The sequence below is a fragment of the Acinetobacter sp. YH12076 genome, from assembly GCF_013419525.1.
Taxonomy (GTDB): domain Bacteria; phylum Pseudomonadota; class Gammaproteobacteria; order Pseudomonadales; family Moraxellaceae; genus Acinetobacter; species Acinetobacter amyesii.
This window is the reverse complement of record NZ_VOZY01000004.1, coordinates 182283-205894: the sequence shown is the minus strand read 5'-3', so window position 1 is coordinate 205894 and position 23612 is coordinate 182283. Positions and strand designations below refer to the sequence as shown.

Annotated in this window: 23 protein-coding genes; 4 read left to right on the top strand and 19 right to left on the bottom strand. The window is 40.1% G+C overall.

The features are described 5' to 3' along the window. The 19 genes from ispG to FTU22_RS05355 all read right to left on the bottom strand — a co-directional run bounded on the left by ispG (position 1) and on the right by FTU22_RS05355 (position 17976). A complete protein-coding gene (gene ispG, locus FTU22_RS05445) occupies positions 1-1122 on the bottom strand; it encodes a flavodoxin-dependent (E)-4-hydroxy-3-methylbut-2-enyl-diphosphate synthase (RefSeq protein ID WP_180011668.1) in 1122 nt (373 codons plus the stop codon). Between the two features lie 23 nt (positions 1123-1145). Then, positions 1146-1940, bottom strand: a complete 795-nt coding sequence (locus FTU22_RS05440) for a RodZ domain-containing protein (RefSeq protein ID WP_180093372.1) — start codon at positions 1938-1940, stop codon at positions 1146-1148. After that, positions 1931-2734, bottom strand: a complete 804-nt coding sequence (pilW, locus tag FTU22_RS05435) for a type IV pilus biogenesis/stability protein PilW (protein WP_180093371.1) — start codon at positions 2732-2734, stop codon at positions 1931-1933. Before pilW ends, FTU22_RS05440 begins: the two co-directional genes overlap by 10 nt. 15 nt (positions 2735-2749) lie before the next feature. Then, positions 2750-3985 carry a 23S rRNA (adenine(2503)-C(2))-methyltransferase RlmN gene (gene rlmN / locus FTU22_RS05430; protein WP_180093370.1) on the bottom strand — a complete coding sequence of 412 codons (1236 nt, stop codon included), beginning with the start codon at positions 3983-3985 and terminating at the stop codon, positions 2750-2752. Between the two features lie 123 nt (positions 3986-4108). Continuing rightward, positions 4109-4540, bottom strand: a complete 432-nt coding sequence (gene ndk, locus FTU22_RS05425) for a nucleoside-diphosphate kinase (protein WP_078189614.1) — start codon at positions 4538-4540, stop codon at positions 4109-4111. 109 nt (positions 4541-4649) lie between these two features. Then, positions 4650-4850 (bottom strand): Fe-S cluster assembly protein IscX, encoded by a 201-nt coding sequence (iscX, locus tag FTU22_RS05420; protein ID WP_078189615.1) that lies wholly within the window; start codon positions 4848-4850, stop codon positions 4650-4652. A gap of 121 nt (positions 4851-4971) precedes the next feature. Then, positions 4972-5523: a phosphatase PAP2 family protein gene (locus tag FTU22_RS05415; RefSeq protein ID WP_180093369.1), complete on the bottom strand. Its 552-nt coding sequence runs from the start codon at positions 5521-5523 to the stop codon at positions 4972-4974. 193 nt (positions 5524-5716) lie between these two features. Next, positions 5717-6994 carry a glycosyltransferase family 4 protein gene (locus FTU22_RS05410; RefSeq protein ID WP_373886243.1) on the bottom strand — a complete coding sequence of 426 codons (1278 nt, stop codon included), beginning with the start codon at positions 6992-6994 and terminating at the stop codon, positions 5717-5719. A 119-nt stretch (positions 6995-7113) separates the two neighbouring features. Further along, positions 7114-7413, bottom strand: coding sequence for a sensor histidine kinase (locus FTU22_RS05405; protein WP_180093366.1), 300 nt, complete (start codon positions 7411-7413; stop codon positions 7114-7116). A 273-nt stretch (positions 7414-7686) separates the two neighbouring features. Beyond that, complete coding sequence (locus FTU22_RS05400) at positions 7687-8097, bottom strand: hypothetical protein (protein ID WP_078189619.1); 411 nt, start codon at positions 8095-8097, stop codon at positions 7687-7689. A 13-nt stretch (positions 8098-8110) separates the two neighbouring features. Next, positions 8111-10420 (bottom strand): fimbria/pilus outer membrane usher protein, encoded by a 2310-nt coding sequence (locus FTU22_RS05395; RefSeq protein ID WP_180093364.1) that lies wholly within the window; start codon positions 10418-10420, stop codon positions 8111-8113. Between the two features lie 5 nt (positions 10421-10425). Next, entirely contained in the window at positions 10426-11154 is a 729-nt protein-coding gene (locus tag FTU22_RS05390; protein ID WP_180093362.1) for a molecular chaperone, read from the bottom strand. 91 nt (positions 11155-11245) lie between these two features. After that, on the bottom strand, positions 11246-11746 hold the full coding sequence (locus tag FTU22_RS05385; RefSeq protein WP_078192670.1) for a hypothetical protein: 501 nt from the start codon (positions 11744-11746) through the stop codon (positions 11246-11248). An 838-nt stretch (positions 11747-12584) separates the two neighbouring features. Further along, positions 12585-13409: a hypothetical protein gene (locus tag FTU22_RS05380; protein WP_257225892.1), complete on the bottom strand. Its 825-nt coding sequence runs from the start codon at positions 13407-13409 to the stop codon at positions 12585-12587. Between the two features lie 321 nt (positions 13410-13730). Next, on the bottom strand, positions 13731-13982 hold the full coding sequence (locus FTU22_RS05375; RefSeq protein ID WP_180093358.1) for a hypothetical protein: 252 nt from the start codon (positions 13980-13982) through the stop codon (positions 13731-13733). Between the two features lie 182 nt (positions 13983-14164). Then, on the bottom strand, positions 14165-14353 hold the full coding sequence (locus FTU22_RS05370; RefSeq protein ID WP_257225891.1) for a hypothetical protein: 189 nt from the start codon (positions 14351-14353) through the stop codon (positions 14165-14167). A 281-nt stretch (positions 14354-14634) separates the two neighbouring features. Beyond that, on the bottom strand, positions 14635-15651 hold the full coding sequence (ilvC, locus tag FTU22_RS05365) for a ketol-acid reductoisomerase (protein WP_078192867.1): 1017 nt from the start codon (positions 15649-15651) through the stop codon (positions 14635-14637). Positions 15652-15760: 109 nt separating this feature from the next. Further along, positions 15761-16252, bottom strand: a complete 492-nt coding sequence (ilvN, locus tag FTU22_RS05360) for an acetolactate synthase small subunit (protein WP_078189625.1) — start codon at positions 16250-16252, stop codon at positions 15761-15763. After that, a complete protein-coding gene (locus FTU22_RS05355) occupies positions 16249-17976 on the bottom strand; it encodes an acetolactate synthase 3 large subunit (RefSeq protein ID WP_078192673.1) in 1728 nt (575 codons plus the stop codon). The genes ilvN and FTU22_RS05355 overlap by 4 nt, the downstream gene beginning before the upstream one ends. A gap of 744 nt (positions 17977-18720) precedes the next feature. Between FTU22_RS05355 and FTU22_RS05350 the strand changes: the two genes are divergently transcribed. The 4 genes from FTU22_RS05350 to holA all read left to right on the top strand — a co-directional run bounded on the left by FTU22_RS05350 (position 18721) and on the right by holA (position 23494). After that, positions 18721-19017 carry a DUF4124 domain-containing protein gene (locus FTU22_RS05350; RefSeq protein ID WP_373886242.1) on the top strand — a complete coding sequence of 99 codons (297 nt, stop codon included), beginning with the start codon at positions 18721-18723 and terminating at the stop codon, positions 19015-19017. A gap of 127 nt (positions 19018-19144) precedes the next feature. Beyond that, entirely contained in the window at positions 19145-21766 is a 2622-nt protein-coding gene (gene leuS / locus FTU22_RS05345; protein ID WP_180093356.1) for a leucine--tRNA ligase, read from the top strand. Between the two features lie 201 nt (positions 21767-21967). Next, positions 21968-22501, top strand: coding sequence for an LPS assembly lipoprotein LptE (gene lptE, locus FTU22_RS05340; protein WP_078192675.1), 534 nt, complete (start codon positions 21968-21970; stop codon positions 22499-22501). Positions 22502-22510: 9 nt separating this feature from the next. Then, positions 22511-23494 carry a DNA polymerase III subunit delta gene (gene holA / locus FTU22_RS05335; RefSeq protein ID WP_180021025.1) on the top strand — a complete coding sequence of 328 codons (984 nt, stop codon included), beginning with the start codon at positions 22511-22513 and terminating at the stop codon, positions 23492-23494. Positions 23495-23612 lie beyond the last annotated feature (118 nt).

The window sequence follows — 23612 nt, the reverse complement described above, 5'->3', positions numbered from 1 at the left end:
CTACTCAGAAAAACTTGTGCGAATAATCTCTTTAGCTTTAGCGTCTTCAAGATCGCTAACACGTTGACGAACCATCGCTTCGATTTCGTCAACCAACTGATTTGTGTCAATTAAATGGCTCTTTTCGCCATTACGATACACCAGTGAACGCGGACTTGCACCTACTACACCAATATCGGCTTCTTTGGCTTCGCCCGGACCATTTACTTTACAACCAATCACCGATACATCCATTGGGGTACGAATATCTTCTAAACGCTCTTCCAATGTTTGCATGACTTTGATGACATTAAATTCTTGGCGCGAACAACTTGGGCATGCAATAAAGTTAATGCCGTTTGAACGTAAGCCCAATGATTTTAAAATATCAAAGCCAATTTTAATTTCTTCTTCAGGCTCTGCTGCCAATGAAATACGCATGGTGTCACCAATGCCTTCCATCAACAAACCGCCTAAAGCGATAGCAGATTTGACTGAACCCGTGCGGTAGACACCTGCTTCAGTCACACCCAAGTGTAATGGGTTATCAATTTGTGCAGAAAGCAAACGGTACGCATCCATCGTCAGAAAGACATTGGATGCTTTAACTGACACTTTAAATTCATGGAAATTTAAGCGATCTAAAATATCAATATGGCGCATTGCAGATTCAAGCAAGGCCTGACCTGTAGGCTCACCATATTTCTTTTGAATATCTTTTTCCAGTGAGCCTGCATTGACACCAATACGCATAGAGATGTCATTATGTTGTGCAGCAGCTACCACTTCACGAATTTTAGCTTCTGAGCCAATATTACCCGGGTTAATACGCAAACAATCTGCACCAAGGTCTGCAACACGTAAAGCAATTTTATAATCAAAGTGAATATCGGCAACCAATGGCACTTGCACACGTTTACGAATTTCACCAAAAGCTTCAGCAGCTTCCATACTTGGTACAGACACACGCATGATGTCTGCGCCTACATCAACACAGCGCTGAATCTGTGCCACGGTCGCTTCGACATCACAGGTTTCAGTATTGGTCATACTTTGGATACTGATCGGCGCATCACCACCGACATACACCGAACCTACTTTAATTTTACGCGTTGGACGGCGCTTAATTGGATTTTCAATCATTGTTCAGTCTGCTCTGTTGTCCCTTAACGTGATAAACGGAAATCTGCTTTGCCGTTTACGGTATATGGTGACAATGAAATATTTTCATTATTTAAGCTTAATGACACTACTGTTGCATCATCCAAACGAATTTGGAATGGTGTTTCACCGTTTAAGTTGAGCGTCGATGCTTGACGACCCGTCGCCAACACCTTACCCGTCGAATCAACAATATGTACTGAAGTGGGGCTACTAAAGGTCAATGTCAATTGATCGCCACTGACCGCTGCATTTCCGCCATTCATGTCGAGGACTTGAACTTCTGAAGCGACATCATTGGTCACAGCGTCTTCATTATCGCTGCCCGAGGTCATGCCCTGAATCGCCGCCACGATCGCACCAATGACCAACAACACCGCCAATGCAATCAGACCACGTTTGATCCATTTACGATTACGGTCACGGTTAGACCCGGGTAATTTACCCATAATTTTAATCGGTGAATTATTTAACGCGTGATTTGGCAACAATCCCGTATCGTTGGCATAAATATCATCAAAACGTTGAATGATATTGGTGGCATCAACTTTTAAATATTTGGCATAAGTGCGGTAGTAACCTTTAATAAAGGTCGCTTCAGGCAATGACTTATAATCATCTTGCTCGAGTGCAGTCAGTGTTTTTAATGGAATATTGAGTTCTGATGCGACAGCTTCAAGTTCCAGTTTTTGCGTAATACGTACTTGACGTAAATACTCACCTGGGCGTTGTACATTTCCTAATGCATTTGGAGCTACGCTCGAACCATTCGATTGCGGTGAATTAGGATTTACTTCCATACGGCCTCAGTACTGTACTGTAATTGCAAATAGCGTTGGTATTCAGGACTTTCTGGGAACAAAGCACGTAACTGATTGACCAGTACTTGCATACCCAAATTGTCGCCATTGGCACGCGCTGTTCGAATGCCAATCCAGAGTGCACGCGCACCCTGATTTTTTTGTCCTACTGCACGTACAAATTGTTCATACATTTGTGTGGCAGCAGGGAACTGCTGATTCAAATAAAAGATTTCAGACAACTCTAACATTGAAACATAGGAATCACGATTAGCCTGCAAAGCTTGTTTGAATGATTTTTCAGCATTCGCCACATCACCCACTTTCAGGTAAATACGACCTAAATTTTCCAATGCTTTGAAACGTTGATCATAACCTAAAGTTGAACCTGCGATGCTGAACTGTTCAATCGCATCATTATAGCGCTCAACTTGATATAAATACGTACCGTAGTTGTTACGTGCTTGAGAATTTTTTGAGTCTGATGAAATTGCACGCTTAAAATAACTATCTGCTTTTTCTAAGTTGGCTGGACTGCCTTCTCGTTGTAGTAAGACACCCATCATCATATTGGCTTGGGAATCGCGAGAATCCACCTCTAAAGCCTGATCTAATGCACGTTTAGCAGAGTCCAAATCCCCTGCTTTCAGGTGTTCAACAGCCAATTGCGTTCTGATTTTTACGGCTTTCTCGGGGTCTTTTTTCCCAATCTCAGGCGTTTGACATGCTGTTAATGCCAAAACCGATGCACATAAAGCTGAAACGAAAGTGAACTTATACGTTAACTTTTTCAATTGGCTGCCTCTTTATTATCCTTGTGAGCGCAGTATCTCATTTTGCTGCGCAACTTTCTTTTTCCATTGCTCCGCACGACGAGTACGGTCAGCAACTTGCCCCACGAGTTGTCCACACGCAGCGTCGATATCATCACCACGTGTCTGACGAATCGTACACACAAAACCGGCATCAGACAAAGTTTTTTGGAAAGAAATAATACGGTTACGGCTTGAACGACCGTATGGCGCATGCGGGAACGGGTTAAACGGAATTAAATTAATTTTGCTTGGGAGGTTTTTCAACAGCTTTAACATTTGCTGTGCATGTTCAGGATGGTCATTTACACCATCTAACATCACGTATTCGATAGTCACGTGTTTACGCGAACTTTCATTACCATCTTTGGCGATATAACGCTGACACGCTGCAATCAACTGTTCCAACGGATATTTTTTATTGATCGGAACAAGTTCGTTGCGTAATTCATCATTTGGTGCGTGGAGTGAAATTGCCAAGGCTACATCAATGTCTTGTGCCAATTGGTCAATTTTAGGCACCACACCTGAGGTTGATAAAGTCACACGGCGCTTCGACATGCCATACGCAAAGTCATCCAGCATGATACGCATTGAATTCAATACGGCATCATAGTTCAACAGTGGCTCCCCCATACCCATCATCACCACGTTGGTCACTGAACGTTCACGATCAGCAACTGACACATCTTCCATATAAGAGAAGTTCGCCATCCAAAGCTGTCCAATAATTTCAGCTTGACTCAAGTCACGTTGGAAGCCTTGTTTACCAGTTGAACAGAATGAACAGTCCAGAGCACAGCCCACTTGTGATGAAATACACAAGGTCTTACGTGCGCCGGTTTTATCTTCTGCAGGAATGAGCACAGTTTCAACCAATGAACCTGCACCATCACCCACACGGAATACCCATTTACGAGTACCGTCTTTTGAGTAATTTTTATGCACCACTTCAGGCGCTTTAATTTCACAAATCTTTTCTAGTTTTTCACGCAATTTTCCAGAAATATTGGTCATTTCAGCAAAATCAGTCACGAAGAACTGATGAATCCATTTCATCACCTGCCCAGCACGGAACTTTTTCTCCCCCATATCTTCGAAGAATTTTTCCATTTGCGGACGTGACATGCCCAGTAAATTCACTTTCTCCACAGTGTTTTGCTGCGTCGGAGCGGATGGAGATTGTTGCTGTGCATCAGAAACAGCTGATGTAGCGACTACTTCAGTACTCATGTGTATTTACCTAAACCATGTCTAAAGATCAAAGGAGATGCTCAGTATTTGAGCAAAGAATTATTCAGAGAATAAAAAAACCAGACAAGCAGTATACCACTTATCTGGTTTGAATACTTCGAATTAACGAGTACGTGGAGCGATCTCAGTTTGAGCGAAGAAGTAGTTAACTTCACGATCAGCAGATGCTACAGAGTCAGAACCGTGAGCAGCATTTTCGTCGATGCTTACAGCGAAGTCTGCACGGATAGTACCAGGAGCAGCTTCTTTAGGGTTAGTTGCGCCAAGGATTTCACGGTGAGCAAGAACTGCGTTTTCGCCTTCAAGAACTGAAACTACAACTGGACCAGAAGTCATGAATGCAACTAGGTCACCAAAGAAACCACGTTCTTTGTGCTCAGCGTAGAAGCCTTCAGCTTCAGCTTGAGTCAAGTGTTTCATTTTAGTTGCAACGATTTGAAGACCAGCTTTTTCGAAACGAGCAAAGATGTCGCCGATGTGGTTTTTAGCAACTGCGTCTGGTTTAACGATAGATAAAGTACGTTCAATAGCCATGAGAGGCTCCTTAAGTCAATTTGACGTGAAAAATTTGCCGCATTATACCGAATAATGCGCTATTTTCTGCTTTTGCTATACAAAAAAATTGCTTTTTTCGATGTAGGGATTAACTTGCCTCATCAATCCAGGCCATCTGAATTCCCTCAAGCAGACCTTCAGTCGACTTTTCAGGGTCATCAGTGAAATTTGGCAATGCACATACCCATGCATGTAGGTCAGTAAAGCGAATCCATTGCGGATCAACATCAGGGTGAGCTTCATACAGCTCAATTGCGATATCAATGGTATCTGTCCAGCGTAAACCCATGGGTCTTCCTAACATCGTCTATAGAATGATGGCTTACTTTAACAAATTTCAGCAATTGGACGTGATAAACCCTTTTAATTTTTTTATTACCAGATTTTGCAATTGTGATGTCCACATCAAACTATAAAACCAAACCGAAAAGAGGTGCACAGAGAATCATTGCGGCACCCACTCCAGCGCCTATAGCAGCACCGACAGCGACATCACTTGGGTAATGCAAACCTAAGATCATGCGAGATAATGCCACCAATAAGCTAAAGGGCAACATTAGGACCAACAGCATGGGTTGAATATAGCCTAGCACAGTTGTTGCCATGACTGCATGTAGAGTATGTCCCGATGGGAAACTAAAATGATCTAGAGGGCGTTCACCTAAGCGAATCACTTGATGCACTTGGTACGGTCTTGGGCGCACAGTTTTCTTTTTGAGGAGTTTATAGATCGTGGTGCCGACGGAACCACCCAGCAACACATAGAGGATTTGTACACTGTAAGACATGCCCTGCACGATCCAAACCGTCGCCAACATGACATACCAAAACACACCATCACCAAGTCGACTCACCATTTTAAATATGTCAGCAACAACTTGTTGATGTGAAAAATGATTGAGATAAATACAGCCTTTTAAATCGAGGTGCAGCATTCTTGTTTTTGCATTTTTTAAATTCATCGCTAATCTCCTATCTACAGTCAAAGCTTGACTGTGTTGGGGTTGAGCTAGATTTGTGTTGTTATTTTTACAAGTTTAGATCTTTGTTTGACTCAGCTTAGGTTCTCTTTTTGACAATGTAATGATGCTTTGATGACAGTTCGATGAATATTAATTTTTGAAGATGCTCAACTTTTCTATACAACCAATAGCGCTAGCTCCATTGGCTCATCATGGCTTGATCCACCACGCGATATAGCGCTTGCTCAAATTGTTGTACGGGATATTGCCAACCAATTTTAGCTGCGTCTTTTGCCGCTTCGATGCCCATCGTTTTTAATTTGGCGCGTTGCGGCAATTGTTGCATAAGACGAATAAATTCATCGGTTCGAGATAAATGACATAACCATCCCGTTTGCTGATTTCTCACGTGCAATTGGGCACATGCGGCATTATATGCAATCACCGGCAATCCACTGGCCATTGCCTCCAAAACCACATTACCAAAAGTCTCAACCTGACTTGCGAAAACAAAAACATCCGCACTGGCATAGGCTTCCGATAAAGCCTGACCACTTAAACTTCCCATAAAAATAACATCTAGGGATTTTGCCAGTTGCATTAATCGCTCACGATCTGGCCCATCCCCCACAATGACCAATTTCGTTCGTGCATCCATGGTCAACATCGAACGGTAGGCAGAAATTAAAACATTTACCTCTTTTTCAGGAGATAGCCGACCGACATAGAGCATCACGCGAGTATGTTCATCTGCTTGCCACTGTTGTCTCAGTTCTGCTCGATAATGTGAGGGAGAAAATCGACTATGGTCCACACCTCGCCCCACCACCACCAATGGACAACTAAAACCTAATCGATGCAAGGCATCCGCAGTATCTTGGCTCGGGACACAGGTGAGTTGAGTATTGTTATGAAACCATCGTAAATAATGTTGTACAGGCTTCATTAAAAACGCTAAATCAAAGAAACGACTAAAGTCATGAAAGGCCGAGTGAAAACCACTAGACACAGGGATGTGTAAAGAACGCGCCAATTGAAGTATGGCAAAACCCAAAGGCCCTTCAGTGACTATATGCACAATGTCGACTTGGGCTTTTTTTAAAGCTTTACTCAGCTTAATTAGTTGCGGCCAGCCAAATTGTAAACCTGAATATTTAGGAATCGACTGCGCTCGAACCAGACACTCTTGATCAGGTCTGAAATCATGACAACTTTCGGACTGTTCAGGACGTATTAAAAAAATTGAGTTGCCTTGTTGCTGCAAGCCTTTACACAACTGCAATAAAGAATGTGCAACACCATTAATTTCTGGCGCCCACGTATCTGTAACAAAGGCGATTTTTAGACCTGGACGGATTAAAGTTGAGACCGTTTGCACATCTATTCGTGATTGCATATGCTTAAATTGGAATTGAAAGCGTGCAGGTTCATCCTGCATACGCCCTAAATTGATAGCCGATTCTGTCATGATCTTACATGCTTCTTATAAATGTATATCCACAGTTTAAGCAGCAGTTTTTTGCATTTTGATGATTATTTGATGACAGTTTGTTGAAAAAAATTATCTTATTTCATCTACAAAATCATGATTTATCCGTAATTTTTAATCAGTTTTAAAATCGTCTGACCCGCATTAGAAGTGATTTGCATATCTGCGTTCATCCGTTCTAAACACCCACTCATACTACGAAGCCCCACACTTAAACCAGCTTGATTAACCAGATCCACATCACCCCCCACGCCATTGTCTTCAACTTCCATTATCAACGCCGAGTTTTCATAATAAATTCGGATCTGCACCACGGTCGCATGACTATGCTTCACAATATTGGTTAATGCTTCTTCGGCTACACGCTGTAAGCTTAGACATTCCAATGGAGTAACATCCACTTCCCATTTCGCAGGAACTGACCATTTAGCGTGTATATCGAGCTCATCAAATAACTGATTAAAACGGTGCCTAAAGTTGTTATCGGGGAGGCATATGCTGAAATCAAATTTCCTTCATTTCTGACTTTATACGCATAGCAGAAAATTAAGCTACTTAGATTGAAGCCCAAGATTCACCTAAATATCTATCCTCAAGCTTCAATCTAACGGTATAAATTCAGCATTTAACATATAATCACCTTAGCCATGAAAAAAAATCGATCGCTAAGCAACTCAAAACACCATATTTACAAAGACTGTATCGCGGTAGATTCCTGCAGGTGTCGTTGCATTCACTCGCTCCACCAAACGCACTGCAATCACATAGTTATTTTTGCCAGCGCCTTGCTCGGTAGAAACATTCCACAAATTTTCCATCGCACCTGAAACAGTCATCCGTGTTTTGAGCTTAATCGGGCCATTCGTCACAAAACTACTGCCCGAAGTATCCTGCAAATTTCGGCTATTAAAGCGTATGCGGTATTTACCTGAACAATCGACACTAAATGAACTCGCCGCTTGACTATTATAGTAATTTGCCAAGCGCATATTGGTTTCACTGATTCGTCCCATTTCACAGCGACTCGGTGCTGCAAATGTTATTGAACTAAATAACGCTGCTGAGATGAGTAAAATACTTTTCATTGGAAATACTCCTTTATTTACACTGCAATGTAATTAATTCAGGAGTTTGGTTTTCTACCTTTTTCGGCACTGTTAACGCTGTTTGGCAAGATCGACCACCACTGGTCCTCACCGTCAACTTGTAGTAGCCTTCAACCAAACCATATAACATTACCGTGCCATCTGAACCCACTGGATAAACATCCGCTTCTGGGGTATCAATTGCAACTTCACTTCCTGCCACAAATTGATGACCTTGTTCATCCAATATTTTGACCAATATTTGTTGTGTATCAAATACTGAAAAATTAATGTTATAACCACGCTGTCTTAACGCAACTAAACGATGTGCAGCATTCGGAACTTTGCTTTCGATCGGCAATTGGTTTTCATCGAATGAAATATCGTAATTAATATAAGGAACGATATCGTGTACAAAGGCATAGCCTTTTTTATTGGTTTTTGCGACCGGAGACATTGATCGCATGACATCAATATCTTCACGACCACCAACATTCACTAAAGCAAAGGCATTATCTACAAAACTGGTCAATGCGTATTGACCGCCCAACCACACCATAGCACCACGGTAGCCAACCTGGGTTGTTGAATCATTTTCACTATAGAGATGACTCAAGGTTAAATCACCTACATCAGTGGACAAACCACCATAGGCATTTAATACCGTTTCATCATTACGATAATCCACACCGAGCGCATAATTTGCACCATATTCACCAAATGCATTTTGGATGAAACGTACACCGCCAGATTTATTGGTACCTGCATCAGCCTGAATACGTTTACCACCACCAAAATTATAAGAAAATGTAATAAAAGCACCTGAGTCATCGCTATCACCAAATTCTTTAAAATAATTGGCGGTACACATTAAATTCTGTGTAATTTCGCGACTCACACCCACTGTGAGCATTTTGCGATCCTCTAATTCAAATAAAGGATCATTAGATTCATACTGGGTTTGTTCGATATAATTCAGGTTTAAATTTTGAAAAAATGGAAAATTAGCAAAACTTAAATACGCCATATTTTCAAATTTTGGAAAAATATGATTATCTTCATAACCCAATGCCCGATAATCATTTGTAGCATAGCGTGAACTCACACCAAAATTGAGTTTCCCGAAATTACGACTGATAGCCAAACCTGCAGAATAGCCATCGTCGTCATCGGTTTTACTGCCTAAAAAAATACTGTCTAAAACAAACCATCGATTGACCGCTTGCGTCCATAGCAGTCCTGCATTTTTTACTTTGTCACTATAGGTAGCACTTGCACCTAAAGTTGTACGACTGGTGACACCTCTACGCCAATAGGCTGAACTAAAAAAATCGCGATAATCGCTATTTTCTTCGTCATAACTGAAGCGTAGTTTCCCTAATGATATGTTGTAATCATTTAAATCTTCTTTAAGCAATTTACTACTAATTAATACCGGGAAGCTTCGAACAGTGGTATTCCCCAATACATCTTGTACAACCATTTGCGCTGTACCGGCACTTTCAATATTGGCACCTGTTTGTAAGTTATAATCTCCAGGTGAAATCTTTTTCTGATAAATATTTACGCCATCAATATATAAATCAACAGTCGAAGGTAAAACCGCACTGCCTTTTAGACTTGGAATATTCCAATACACGAAATCTGGACGTGATGTATAGTCTGTACCAAAACTCAAACCACCAAATCGCACACCATGAATTAATGCACTATATGCAGAGGTCGTATCACCAATAACCAGTTTGGTCGCACTTTTAGAAAAATCAAACTCAAGACTACTATTTAACCTGACGAATTTTTCTTCACGATAATCATCACCTTTATTATTTCGATAAAAGGCATTATTTCTTAAAATCCAATTGTCTTTAAACACGCCCAGTTCAGGTAGCACACCAAAATTATTATGTTGAGTATTATTTTCAAAATGCATTTCATAATTAAGAAATGCACCAAAATTTGCAGGCATCGGCTGGCTGATTAAGGTATCAGTTTCTAGCCCAAAGAAATATTTTGATGGAAGATTAATTTTGACGGCTTGCAATTGAGGATCAAATCCAGACTGAATATCTTGATCCGTTACCAAACAAAATGAATTTTTAGTTGCATGTCGTTTCAGAATTTCTACTTTGATTTGCAGCTTATCAAGATCTGCGCACTCTATATAAAACTTGTTATTTTCAGTCAGTAATAATACTTCGCTCTTGCGGTCTACTTCGTTTACCCAAATACTGGTTGGAAATAAATCATCAGGCATATCAACGGCTTCTGCATGAGCAGAATTAGCACATAAAATACAATATAGAAGCAATGTAATTCTGTTCATAGCCACTACTCAACTAAATTAAACTCCAAAGGAGTGTCACCTTTATCTGTTTCCACAACGACTTTATAATTACTAGCGCCTTGTAAAGAAACATTCCCGATGTCGTATTGGTTTTTACCTAATGCCAATAAATATTTCATATCGGAAGATTCAGCGACTGTTTTCTTGCTTTTATCGATGACATAAAGTTTTTGGATTTGAATGTGTGATTTTGCTAAATTTTCAACCTGAATAATGGTGCGACCATTCATTTTTTTGGCAATAAATTTTAAATAAGCTGGTTCTTGTTTGCCGACAAAAAATGGCACATTAATACTTAATAACAGTGCAATTTTCGATTCAGAGTTCGTCACTTGAGGTAGCTCAGTATAAATAATACGCCATGCTTCTTCTTGTTGTAGATTCATACTCTCTACAGATTGAGTAAAACCCACACGAACCATTTGTTTTGAGTTTGGTTTTAGAATGAAATTTTTCGGATTGATAATAATATTGGATTCAGGTGAAAGAATATCTTCACCTGCAGCATTTTGAGTCCATTTAAATGCTTTAGCTTCAAAAATACGTGGTGTCTCATCATCCCCTTTCGATTCCAAAGTAAATGTCGCACTGCGTTGTTTAGATTTATCGGTTAAATATAATTGCACAGGGCTAATTGAAATACCTGCAAATATTTGAGCACTCAATAAGCAAGTCATTAAACTTAATGAAACGACTTTGAATAAACTTTTCATATACTCACCCCAGTACATTTAAATATTATTATCAATTCAAAATAAAAAGAAGTTGACCCTAACTGTGTAGAATCAACTCCCTAAATTTGGATTAGTAAGCTACTTTGATATATAAAGTATCTTTGTATGTACCAGCACGTTGAGTCGCTGAAATTGCAGTTTTTGGAGCAACAGATACTGTGAAGTTATCAACACTCATACCAGCTACAGGTGTAGAGCCGATTGGATAATTCACACCACCTTTTGTAGTCGTGATTTTTGTAGCTACTTTATCAGTAGTCGTTTCATGTTTTACAAAAGTATCTGCACTTGTGCCTGCATTCATTGTAGATAAATTCAGTGTATATGGAGTGTTTGTTGTAACTTGAAAGCTACTAGCACCTGTATAACTGTCTTCAACGAGTTTGATGTCTTTACCTACCAAAAGCTCACATGCTTTCAGAATCTGTAACTCGATGTCGATTTCGCCTTCACACGGCGCACCGCCACATTGTTTAGATTCTTTTTTACCACCAGCGATTGCAGATGTTGCTGGAAGTGCTACGAACAATGTTGCAGATAGTACTGCGGTTAAAATTTTAGATGTAGACATTTCACTTCTCCATTCTCATATGAGATTTATTAGTATGTGCATCAAAGGATATTTATTAAGAAAAACTAATTAATCTTACTTTCCCTAGGTGCTGATTCATTCTTAATCATGTTGAGAAAAAAAGAACCTAATATGGAAATTTCACACGAATATTCATGTAATATTATTTTTTACAAATATTTAAATTATGTGTTTGTAATATATTAAATATTTTTAATTTTTATATTTTTATTTAATTTTTCTCTTTATCCCAAATTTTGGGGATTTTTTTTATATCCCTATTTTTTGGTACAATCTATCTCATTATTTTTATTAAACTTTATAACAAAAAAAATAAAATAGGCTGTTACATATTTCACCAAATATTTGTGAAATAGTTCAAAATAATTTTCAAACAAACCAATACTATGTGAATATTCAACTATATTGATAGTAAAGAACGATTAAATTCAAATTTTAAATAGAATCTTAAATGTATAATCACCAATTTCAGGTATGCCTTTTGAAACAAAATACAAGAATAACGTCACCAAATAATGAACCTAAGTATTAAATTGCAGGTTTTGAAATACATCTTAGTTGCCAATGTTAAGGTTTTGTAAATCATATTTTCTTTCTTTAAATTTCATTTTTTGTTTTTCATAATTTTTAGAATCTCATTTATTACGTGAATTATCACATATATAGAAATTCACCCCCCTCTCTTTCAACACTCATTTTACTTTGCTTTTTTATTCAAAATACGGACTACCTCTTTTAAAACTGCCTGGATTCTTCTTTAGAAAATTCTATAAATAAAAAAAGCCCCAAGTTATGGGGGCTTTTTAAAAAATTTAATTTACTCACTGACTGGATAAAGCAATCCTTGATCGACTCGAAAGATTTGACCTGATCCAAAGTCGATCTGCTGCAACTCTCCTTTTAATTTTGGGAATCCAGCAATTTTCTCCAATTGCGGTGAACGTTGAAAATTCTTCGTTTTAGGATTGTACATCCAATAAATAAATCGCTTATCTTCTATTTTTCGACCATCAGAGGTATCCGAAAGTACAACATCATAGTATCCATCAAAGTTTACATCTAAGAATCCCATACTATTCCCAAAGGCATTAAAGCCTTGTAATGACTGTAGTACCTCGCCATTTGACTTATTAATTACATCTACGCGCTTTAGAGACTTGCCATAGGGCTGATCTGCGGATTGCACTCCATAGAACTTAAACAACAGGATAGGTTTATCTACTGCTTTAAATGCAGGTTCAAACTGTAGATAACTTGTAGATGGTGATGCCGTTTTTTCCATCAGTTCAGCTTTAAACGAGCCTGTATTGGCATTCAAGGTTCCTGCCAATCGATAAGCAGTTGCCGCACTTTGTTCAGTTCCAACATGGACTGAATTCAGATCTATAAAATCAGCTTTTTGAGCCCCTTTAAAGTTAATTTGTTTGGGCTCTTGCAGATCAGTCAAAGTCCCGTGCGGATTCCATATACCAGCATATAGATCTAAGAAATAGCGTCCTTCAGTTGAGCGAAGCATCCGCTGCATCGATATTCGAACATCAGGTAAAGGCTTTAACTCAGGCTGTGTTATATCTGCATCTTGTCCAAAGCTAACCACTGGTAGACAAAGAGCGAGTAAAAGAGAGAGTTTTGATATTTTCATTGCAATTACACACTCCATGCAGCATGAATAATGCCTACTCTATCACAACCTAAATTCAACTCAGCTGACACAAATATAGGAGTTTTGAAACCATCTACAACTCAAATCATCAGATTAAATTGGAGTCACTTTTAAAGCCCATGTTTCCAAATCTAATAAAATGCATTTCAAACTAATATTAGATTCAACACATAGATCTTTCAGCAATTCAAACTGATCTCTTATGATCAATTACTGGTTTCACAAGCTCTTGCTTTCTTCTAAGATCAATATATGCATTTTTCCCAACATATACTTCAACAAAGGCTTCTTCAGGCAATTTTAATGTATAAATATTGGACGTGTTTGCAATAGGACTCTTTGCCAAAGTTGGTCATTGATATATGCATGTGTTTTTGTAGAAAAATAATACCCGAATTGAGCATCACTAATATTTTTTACAATACGTACTTCCTCTTCGTATGCCCATTCCGGCATTTTATAAAGCAAACCATGCTTTATTAAAACTTCTTCATTATCCCAATTTAAAATATTTGAATTTCCTACCGACATTAATTTTTCAACACTTTCCACATTGGCCTGCTTCGCGCTGTTTTTAAATATCTCAACTCCCCTTTTGTTGAAGGAATAATAAATTGATCACCATCTTCAAGGCCTGCTTTGCATGTGTCTATTCCGATCACAACACCTTTTTAAACTATCCCCATAATGTGACCAGATGAGTAGATTTAAAGCAGTTCTAGTCAAACTTTAAATCACATACTTTCTAGAAAACTGATTTCGGAATGCCCTACTGCTACCGATGTCGGCACATCCAAATCATAAAAACCAAAACCAGTGCATTCAAATGGGTCATTAAAATCTTCTAAATGTGAAAAACCTAGAGATTTTGTTTTTAAAATCGTTGTAGCAGCTTCAAAACTCACATATTTATATAAAATCATTATTCTAACCCACGCTAATATTGGGTTCCTTGTATCATAAAACTCAAAAGATAATTAAATAAATTCTTTTCTTTGCTTACGATTTTGTTCGCTTGGATCCAAAGTATGAACGAGTACAAAACATTGTTTTGTACGAAGTACAACGAGGCAGCACACTGTTCTGAGTGACGCGTAAGGAATGAAAGTACTACTTTTCTATTTTTAAGGCACGCAACTTTAGATATTAAAAAACCCACTCAAAATGAGTGGGTCTTCGTATTCAAATCAATTGATTCAAGAAATTAGTTTTTCTCTTTATCAACGATTTTGTTCGCTTGGATCCAAGGCATCATCGCACGTAACTTGTTACCAGTTACTTCGATACCATGCGCCGCGTTTTGACGACGACGAGCAGTCATAGATGGGTAGTTCAACGCACCTTCTTGGATGAACATCTTCGCGTATTCACCAGATTGAATACGTTTAAGCGCATTACGCATAGCTTCACGAGACTGTTCGTTGATTACTTCAACACCAGTTACGTATTCGCCATATTCAGCATTGTTTGATACTGAGTAGTTCATGTCCGCGATACCGCCTTCGAACATCAAGTCAACGATCAATTTAAGTTCGTGTAGACATTCGAAGTAAGCCATTTCTGGTGCATAACCAGCTTCAACAAGAGTTTCGAAGCCCATTTTAACCAATTCAACAGCACCACCACAAAGAACTGCTTGCTCACCGAAAAGGTCAGTTTCAGTTTCTTCACGGAATGAAGTTTCGATAATACCAGTACGGCCGCCACCAACACCTGAAGCGTAAGAAAGCGCAACGTTACGTGCATTACCAGAAGCATCTTGGTGAACAGCGATAAGATCAGGTACACCTGAACCACGTTGGAATTCTGAACGTACAGTATGACCTGGCGCTTTTGGAGCAACCATGATTACGTCAAGGTCAGCACGTGGAACAACTTGGTTATAAAGAACAGAGAAACCATGAGCAAATGCTAGCGTTGCACCTTGCTTGATGTTTGGCTCAATTACGTCACGGTAAAGTTGTGATTGGAACTCATCTGGAGTCAAAATCATAACTAAGTCAGCTTGAGCTACAGCAGCAGGAACTTCTGAAACTTTAAGACCAGCATTTTCAGCTTTTTTCCAAGAAGTAGAACCAGCACGTAGACCTACAGTTACATCAACGCCTGAATCCTTAAGGTTAAGCGCATGAGCATGGCCTTGTGAACCATAACCAATGATTGCTACTTTTTTGCCTTGGATGATAGATAAGTCTGTGTCTTTATCGTAAAAAATTTGCATTGCTGTCTCCGCTAAAATGCTTTTGTTTCCTTTAACTTGATAACGTGATTCTGTTTGATTATTCACATTTCAAGTACCTCACCCATAGGAGTGAGGTGAAAATATAAAATTAGATAGTTAAAACTTTTTCGCCACGTGCGATACCTGAAACACCTGAACGTACAACTTCTAGAATTGTATTTTCAGCTAAGGCATCAATAAAACCATCTATCTTTTCAGTTGTACCTGCGATTTGAATGGTATATGTCGTTGGTGTTACGTCTACGATTTGTCCACGGAAAATATCCGCAGTACGTTTAATTTCTGCGCGCGCTGAACCAAGTGCTTTGACTTTAATTAACATCAATTCACGTTCAATATGAGCACCTTCAGACAAATCAACAACTTTAACAACTTCGACAAGCTTGTTGAGTTGTTTGGTGATTTGTTCAATTTTATGCTCATCGCCATACGTGGTTAAAGTCAAACGCGAAAGCGTCGGATCTTCTGTTGGCGCTACGTTTAATGTCTCAATGTTATAACCACGCTGAGAGAATAAACCTACCAAACGTGAAAGCGCACCTGCTTCGTTTTCTACAAGTACAGAGATAATATGTCTCATTGTGTGCGCTCTCCTTTGCCTAACCACATATCTTTCATTGACTGGCCAGCAACCAACATTGGATATACATGCTCTGAACGGTCAACCATCACGTTAATAAACACGCACTTGTCATTGATCGCCATCGCTTCAGCAAGCTTCGACTCGAGTTCATCTGCATGGTCAATTTGAATACCTACATGACCATACGCCTCCATTAATTTAGGGAAGTCTGGAAGTGACTCAACATACGAGCTTGAGTGACGACCTTCGTAGTTCATGTCTTGCCATTGCTTAACCATACCTAATGCACGGTTATTCAAGCATAGAATTTTTACATTCAAGCCATATTGCTTACATGTAGATAGTTCTTGGATACACATCTGAATCGATGCTTCGCCAGTAATACACACTACTTGTTGATCTGGGAAGGCAAGTTTAGCTGCCATAGCATATGGCAAACCTACACCCATGGTTCCTAGACCACCTGAGTTGATCCATTGACGTGGACGTGTGTATTTGTAGTAAAGCGCACCAAACATTTGGTGTTGACCAACGTCTGAAGTAATGATGGCTTGACTATTGGTAATTTTATCCAACGCTTCAACAACTTGCTGTGGCTTCATCGAACCATCAGTTGGTTTGTCATAGTTCAAACCATGAACTTGGCGCCATTCATTGATTTGTTTCCACCAAGCCCCGATATCTTCAGGATTTGGTTTAGACACATTCAATTGTTTTAATTGCGCCAACATTTCAGTCAATACAGGCTCTACTGCACCCACAATTGGGATGTGCGCCATAATTGTTTTTGAAATCGTTGCTGGGTCAATATCAATATGAATGACTTTTGCATTTGGACAGAATTTCGCTGGATTATTGGTTACACGGTCATCGAAGCGCGCGCCTACACACAGAATCACATCTGCATTGTGCATGGTCATATTGGCTTCGTAAGTACCATGCATACCCAACATACCGATGAACTGTTCATCATTGCCTGGATACGCACCAAGACCCATTAAGGTACTGGTTACTGGATAACCCAATAAATGTGCAAGTTCTGTCAACTGTGCAGAAGCGTTGCCTTGAACCACACCACCGCCTGAATAAATAATTGGGCGTTTAGCATGAATCAATTCATCAATTGCTTTACGAATTTGACCTGAGTGACCACGATGCGGCGGTTGATACGAACGCATTTTCACTTTTTCAGGATATTCGTAAGCAAATTTCTCTGCAGGATTCGTCGCATCCTTTGGAATATCAACAACAACAGGACCCGGACGGCCACTTGAAGCGATATAAAATGCCTTCTTAATAATCGAAGGGATTTCGCTTGCATGACGTACTTGGAAGCTGTGTTTTACGATTGGGCGCGAAATACCGACCATATCCGTTTCTTGGAACGCATCCTCACCGATAAGATGGCTTGCAACCTGACCTGACAAAATCACCATTGGGATTGAGTCCATATAGGCAGTTGCAATTGGAGTTACGGTATTTGTTGCACCAGGACCAGATGTCACCAATACGACACCTGTTTTACCTGTGACACGTGAGTAAGCATCAGCCATATGACCAGCAGCTTGCTCGTGGCGCACTAGGTAATGATTGATTTTTTCTTGTTGAAATAGCGCATCATAAATATGCAGTACTGCGCCGCCTGGGTATCCAAAAACATGTTCAACGCCTTCGTCCGCTAAAGCGCGAACAAGCATTTCACCACCAGATAAAAGTTCCAACGTGATTCACCCTAATCTTTTTTCACGCACAAATGGAGGGCATTTGTCGTGGTTAATTCATTAACTGTGTGCTCTGTTATAGCACACAAATTTCATAGTTTTCATAGCAATAAGAAAAAAATCTGACCTGCTTGCTGTTTGAGCAATATGGGGTCTAAAACATGTTGGGATAAACATATTTTGTTGGCTTTGTTCAACGTCTCGGCTAGAGAAGAAGTCCATTGCTAAAATGCACTCATTCGAAGGGTGATCGATCTAAGGCATATAAAACTAAAGACAGCATTTTTGTAGTTTCAACCATTAAAGTCAAGTTTAAAAATCGGCTTTTTTCTGATTACTTACAGACCGTGTGTTTTTTAAGCACCCTCTCTTTCTTCGTATTCTTTGTAGTTTGTTTATTTATAACCAGTTAGCATGTATTTAATAAAATACTTTTATAAATCTAATAAATAAATTAAATGAATGGATGTATGTTTTTAATTCAATTGCCTTACATTGAAGTTGCTGCATAGGTTAAATGATAAGAATTCAATATTTTTATTGCTTATAAATCCCCCAATTCATCATTCACAAAGTTATTCATCCCACACGATGTCCCTTTTATCCTTTGTGCTAAAAAATGCATAGATTCTACTGTCAAAAAAGCGCAAAATTTTCAGCATAATTTTGCATGATCACTCTAACTATGGGACTGAATTTATGATGAAGACGACGATTGCTCGCACTGCCTGTATTTTATCTAGCATGGCATTTTGCCTGACCAGTTTGGACCTTTCAGCGAAAGAATATTACAAGTGGGTGGATGCAAAAGGTTCAACGCATTACACCACCACGCCACCGCCAAAAAATGCGCAGCGTAAAGGTAAAGTGAATACCTATGGTGCAACAACGACTACGCAATCAACTCCAGCAAAAAACCAAGAAGAGGTTTCACGTGAAGCCGAACAGCCGAATGAACAAAATGAGCAACTAGCGGAACAACAACGCGAAGCCAATGCAGCGCTCCGCCAAGGTCAAGCCGTAGCCTCCGCACCACAATAATTTACGCCAAAGCCTTCAATTTTGACTTAAATTATTTACATCTACACAGCATCGCAAAATTCACTCTAGGCGTATTTTGCGCTATGCTGTAGCACAAACTTTTTAACCGTTATTTCTATTTACGTTTATGACTACTCACATTGACCCTGAATATCAAGCCAGTGCGATTGAACCTACAGTCCAACAAGACTGGGAAAATCGCAAAGCCTTTAAAGTTGCCGACCAAGTAGAAGGACCACGTCGTTATATCCTCTCTATGTTCCCTTATCCAAGTGGCAAACTGCATATGGGTCATGTGCGTAACTACACCATTGGTGATGTGATCAGCCGTTTCCACCGTTTACAAGGTGAAACTGTGCTACAACCCATGGGTTGGGATGCTTTCGGTTTGCCTGCTGAAAACGCGGCAATTGCACATCAAGTCGCTCCTGCAAAATGGACTTTTGAAAACATTGATTACATGCGTAATCAGCTTAAAAAGTTAGGTCTTTCTGTAGATTGGGATCGTGAATTTGCAACTTGCACACCTGAATACTACCGCTGGGAACAATGGTTATTCGTACAGCTTTATAAAAAAGGTTTAATTTACCGTAAGCTTTCAACAGTGAACTGGGACCCAGTAGACCAAACTGTTTTAGCAAACGAACAAGTTGAAAATGGTCGTGGCTGGCGTTCTGGTGCATTGGTCGAAAAACGTGATATTCCAATGTACTACTTCCGCATCACTGACTATGCGCAAGAATTACTTGACGATTTAGAAACATTAAAAGACGGCTGGCCACAGCAAGTTTTAACCATGCAACGTAACTGGATTGGTCGCTCACAGGGTATGGAAATTACCTTCCCTTCAGCGAATCCAGACGTTTATGCAGATGGTTTAACTGTATTTACCACTCGTGCTGACACACTCATGGGTGTGACTTATGTTGCGGTTGCAGCAGAACATCCGATGGCACTTAAAGCTGCGGAAAGCAATCCTGAGCTTGCTGCATTTATCGAAGAGTGCCGTATGGGTTCTGTTGCAGAAGCTGATCTTGCGACTGCTGAAAAGAAAGGCATGGCAACTGGTCTTTCTGTGAAGCACCCAGTTACAGGTGAAGAAGTTCCGGTTTGGATCGCAAACTACGTCTTGATGTCTTACGGTTCAGGTGCGGTGATGGCAGTGCCTTCACACGATGAACGTGACTTCGAATTTGCCAACAAATATGGCTTAACCATCAAGCAAGTGATTGATGCCAAAGGTGCAGACGATGCAGACTTTGACGCAACCACTTGGCAAGAATGGTACGGTTCTAAAGAAGGCAAACTGGTGAATTCAGGCGAATTTGACGGTTTAGATTTCCAAGGCGCATTCGATGCATTCCTTGCAAAACTTGAGCCTCAAAAGCTTGCAAATGTAAAAGTTCAATTCCGTTTACGTGACTGGGGTGTTTCTCGTCAGCGTTATTGGGGTTGTCCAATTCCTATGATCAACTGTGAAAAATGTGGTCAGGTTCCAGTACCTGAAGAACAACTTCCAGTTGTATTGCCAACGGACGTGGTTCCAGACGGTTCAGGCAATCCACTCAACAAAATGCCTGAGTTCTATGAAACCACTTGCCCATGCTGTGGTGGCGATGCTCGTCGTGAAACAGACACTTTAGATACTTTCGTAGAATCTTCTTGGTACTATGCACGCTATGCATCTCCAGATTTCACTGACGGTATGGTGAAACCTGAAGCGGGTCAAACTTGGCTTCCTGTGAACCAATACATCGGTGGTGTTGAACACGCGATTCTACATTTACTTTATGCACGCTTCTTCCACAAATTGATGCGTGATGAAGGTGTGGTACAAGGTAACGAACCATTCACTAACCTTTTAACTCAAGGTATGGTGCTTGCGGATACTTACTACCGTGAATCAGAGTCAGGTAAGAAAACTTGGTTTAACCCTGCTGACATCGATTTAGAACGTGATGAAAAAGGTCGTATCATTTCTGCGAAATATCAAGGTGATGGTCAAGACGTCGTGGTTGGCGGTCAAGAAAAAATGTCGAAATCGAAAAATAACGGTATCGACCCGCAAGCCATTATTGACCAATACGGTGCAGATACTGCACGTGTATTCATGATGTTCGCTGCACCACCAGATCAATCACTAGAATGGTCTGACGCTGGTGTTGAAGGTGCAAACCGTTTCTTAAAACGTGTATGGCGCCTAGCAACAGGTTTCCTTGAACAAGGCAACTCTGCTGTAAACATCGACAAAGCGACACTTTCTACCGCTGCACAAGACTTACGTCGTAAAACACACGAAACCATTCAAAAAGTGGGTGATGACATTGCACGTCGTCATGCCTTCAACACTGCTATTGCAGCGATGATGGAACTTCTAAACGCAAACAATAAGTTTGAAGTAAAAGATGATAACGATGCCGCTGTTGCACGTGAATCAATCATTACCCTTCTAACTTTACTTGCTCCGTTTGCACCACATTTAAGCCAAACCTTATTGGCTGAGTTTGGTATCGAATTAACATCAGCACGCTTCCCTGCGGTAGATGAATCTGCGCTGACTCGCAATACACAAACGATTGTAGTGCAAGTGAACGGTAAACTTCGTGGCAAATTAGAAGTGTCTGTCGATGCCTCTAAAGATGACATTTTGGCACAAGCAAAAGCATTACCTGAAGTTCAGCAATTCTTGACTGGTCCAACCAAGAAAGAAATTGTGGTGCCGAATAAATTAGTGAACTTGGTGGTTTAATTTAATCCCCCTAAATCCCCCTTTATAAAAGGGGGACTTCCCGCTCCCAACAAAAAATCGGATCTCCTCCCTTTTTTAAAGGGAGGTCGGGAGGGATTAAAAAACAATTCCCAAACAAAGCCCGTTGCGAGTCAACGGGCTTTGACTTTACAATCCACACAGGATTTCAACATTATCCCTTCGGGAAACAGAGGACACTTTATGCACTTGGTTCAACGTGTTGCTGCAATTGTATTAACTATGGGCCTGAGCGCAGGCATGGTCGGTTGTGGTTTTCATTTAAAAGGCACCAACCCTGCTGCTGTACCTGTAGCCTATTCCAATATGCGATTGGCACTTCCTGAAGATACGGATGACTTACATGAAAAGTTAGCGATTTATTTAGGTTCTGCAGGCGTGCAATTGAGCAATAATCAAAATGCCTATGTCTTACATGTGTTGGATTACACTCCACGACGTTTAGAACTCAATGGTAAATTGGTTGAAACTTTACTGCGCTTGAATGTGACGTTCCAAATTGAAGATGCTCAAGGTAACCCTGTGACAGAACCCCGTACATTGATGGCAACACGTAGCTACCAATACGACGTAGCAACCGTGAACACTGATGACCAAGAAGAAAAATATTTAAAACAAGTGATTATTGATGACATTGCACAACAGATCGTGCGCCAAATTTCATCAAACCGCTTACCAAAAGCAAACCCACTAACTGCACCGACCAAAGCTGAGTAATTTTGATTTATGAAACTTGACTATCTTCAGGCATTAAAACGTGTAGATGAAGCGCAAGGTGCCTGGGTGCTGCATGGTCAAGAGCCTTTACTTGAACAAAATCTCCTGGATGCATTTCGTAAGAGTTGGAACACTCGAGAAGTCGAGCGTCAACGGTATGATATTAGCTCTGCTGCTGATTGGAAACATGTCTTTAATGCTTTAAATAGCTTGTCATTATTTTCCAGTCAACTGGCAATTGAGGCACATGGCAGCATTAAACCCGATGCCAATGGACTAAAATTGTTAAAAAGCTATTTGCAGCAAAATGAAAGTAACTTGCTGCTCGTGGTCATGCCGAAGCAAGACAGTGCGAGTTTAAAGACCAGTTTTTTCCAAACCATTGATGCCAATGGAGTCAATGTTGCACTGACTGCAAACTACCCTAAAGATCGTCAGCAAATTTTGGCCGTTGAAGCACAAAAGCTCGGCATTAAACTCGCCAATGATGCTTGGCAATGGCTAGAACAGCATCATGAGCACAACTTACTGGCTGCAAAAAATAGTTTAATGCGTGTCGCAGATACTTTTCCTGAAGCAGAGATGATTCAGATTGATCATCTGTACTCTTGCTTACAAGATCAGTCACGCTACACCACTTACGATTTAAATGATGCAATGCTGCAAGGCAATTTGGCACAGTCGATAAAAATCTTTCAATACTTAATCGCTTCAGGCGAGCCGATGTCGCTGATTTTATGGAGTATCAGTAAGGAAATGCGTTTGCTGATGCAACTGTTTGAGCAGCCACAAAATGCCTTGCAAATCGGTATTTGGAAAACCAAAGTCGGGCTGTATCAACAAGCGTTACGCCGTTTAAATGCGAACGATTTTTTGACTTGGCCTGCCCTATTACTTCGTTTAGACGCGTCAATAAAAGGTTTAGGTCATGAAAATCCTGAGCACTTGGTACAACAAGCTATTGCCAGCTTGTGTGGGCGCAGACTCTTCTAGTCTAATAAAAGGCTGTAATAACTTGCATTCCAGTATAAAAGAATAATTATCATTACTGTTTGTTCAAAAAGTTCACAATTTATCCGTATTTAAATCTTATAATTCAATCATCTTTATA

What these genes read in the sequence shown, in the direction of transcription:
- ispG (WP_180011668.1), bottom strand. Translation starts at nt 1,122, where the DNA reads ATGATTGAAAATCCAATTAAGCGCCGTCCAACGCGTAAAATTAAAGTA.
- FTU22_RS05440 (WP_180093372.1), bottom strand. Translation starts at nt 1,940, where the DNA reads ATGGAAGTAAATCCTAATTCACCGCAATCGAATGGTTCGAGCGTAGCT.
- rlmN (WP_180093370.1), bottom strand. Translation starts at nt 3,985, where the DNA reads ATGAGTACTGAAGTAGTCGCTACATCAGCTGTTTCTGATGCACAGCAA.
- ndk (WP_078189614.1), bottom strand. Translation starts at nt 4,540, where the DNA reads ATGGCTATTGAACGTACTTTATCTATCGTTAAACCAGACGCAGTTGCT.
- iscX (WP_078189615.1), bottom strand. Translation starts at nt 4,850, where the DNA reads ATGGGTTTACGCTGGACAGATACCATTGATATCGCAATTGAGCTGTAT.
- FTU22_RS05415 (WP_180093369.1), bottom strand. Translation starts at nt 5,523, where the DNA reads ATGAATTTAAAAAATGCAAAAACAAGAATGCTGCACCTCGATTTAAAA.
- FTU22_RS05400 (WP_078189619.1), bottom strand. Translation starts at nt 8,097, where the DNA reads ATGAAAAGTATTTTACTCATCTCAGCAGCGTTATTTAGTTCAATAACA.
- FTU22_RS05395 (WP_180093364.1), bottom strand. Translation starts at nt 10,420, where the DNA reads ATGAACAGAATTACATTGCTTCTATATTGTATTTTATGTGCTAATTCT.
- FTU22_RS05390 (WP_180093362.1), bottom strand. Translation starts at nt 11,154, where the DNA reads ATGAAAAGTTTATTCAAAGTCGTTTCATTAAGTTTAATGACTTGCTTA.
- FTU22_RS05385 (WP_078192670.1), bottom strand. Translation starts at nt 11,746, where the DNA reads ATGTCTACATCTAAAATTTTAACCGCAGTACTATCTGCAACATTGTTC.
- FTU22_RS05380 (WP_257225892.1), bottom strand. Translation starts at nt 13,409, where the DNA reads ATGAAAATATCAAAACTCTCTCTTTTACTCGCTCTTTGTCTACCAGTG.
- FTU22_RS05370 (WP_257225891.1), bottom strand. Translation starts at nt 14,353, where the DNA reads ATGATTTTATATAAATATGTGAGTTTTGAAGCTGCTACAACGATTTTA.
- ilvC (WP_078192867.1), bottom strand. Translation starts at nt 15,651, where the DNA reads ATGCAAATTTTTTACGATAAAGACACAGACTTATCTATCATCCAAGGC.
- ilvN (WP_078189625.1), bottom strand. Translation starts at nt 16,252, where the DNA reads ATGAGACATATTATCTCTGTACTTGTAGAAAACGAAGCAGGTGCGCTT.
- FTU22_RS05350 (WP_373886242.1), top strand. Translation starts at nt 18,721, where the DNA reads ATGGCATTTTGCCTGACCAGTTTGGACCTTTCAGCGAAAGAATATTAC.
- leuS (WP_180093356.1), top strand. Translation starts at nt 19,145, where the DNA reads ATGACTACTCACATTGACCCTGAATATCAAGCCAGTGCGATTGAACCT.
- lptE (WP_078192675.1), top strand. Translation starts at nt 21,968, where the DNA reads ATGCACTTGGTTCAACGTGTTGCTGCAATTGTATTAACTATGGGCCTG.
- holA (WP_180021025.1), top strand. Translation starts at nt 22,511, where the DNA reads ATGAAACTTGACTATCTTCAGGCATTAAAACGTGTAGATGAAGCGCAA.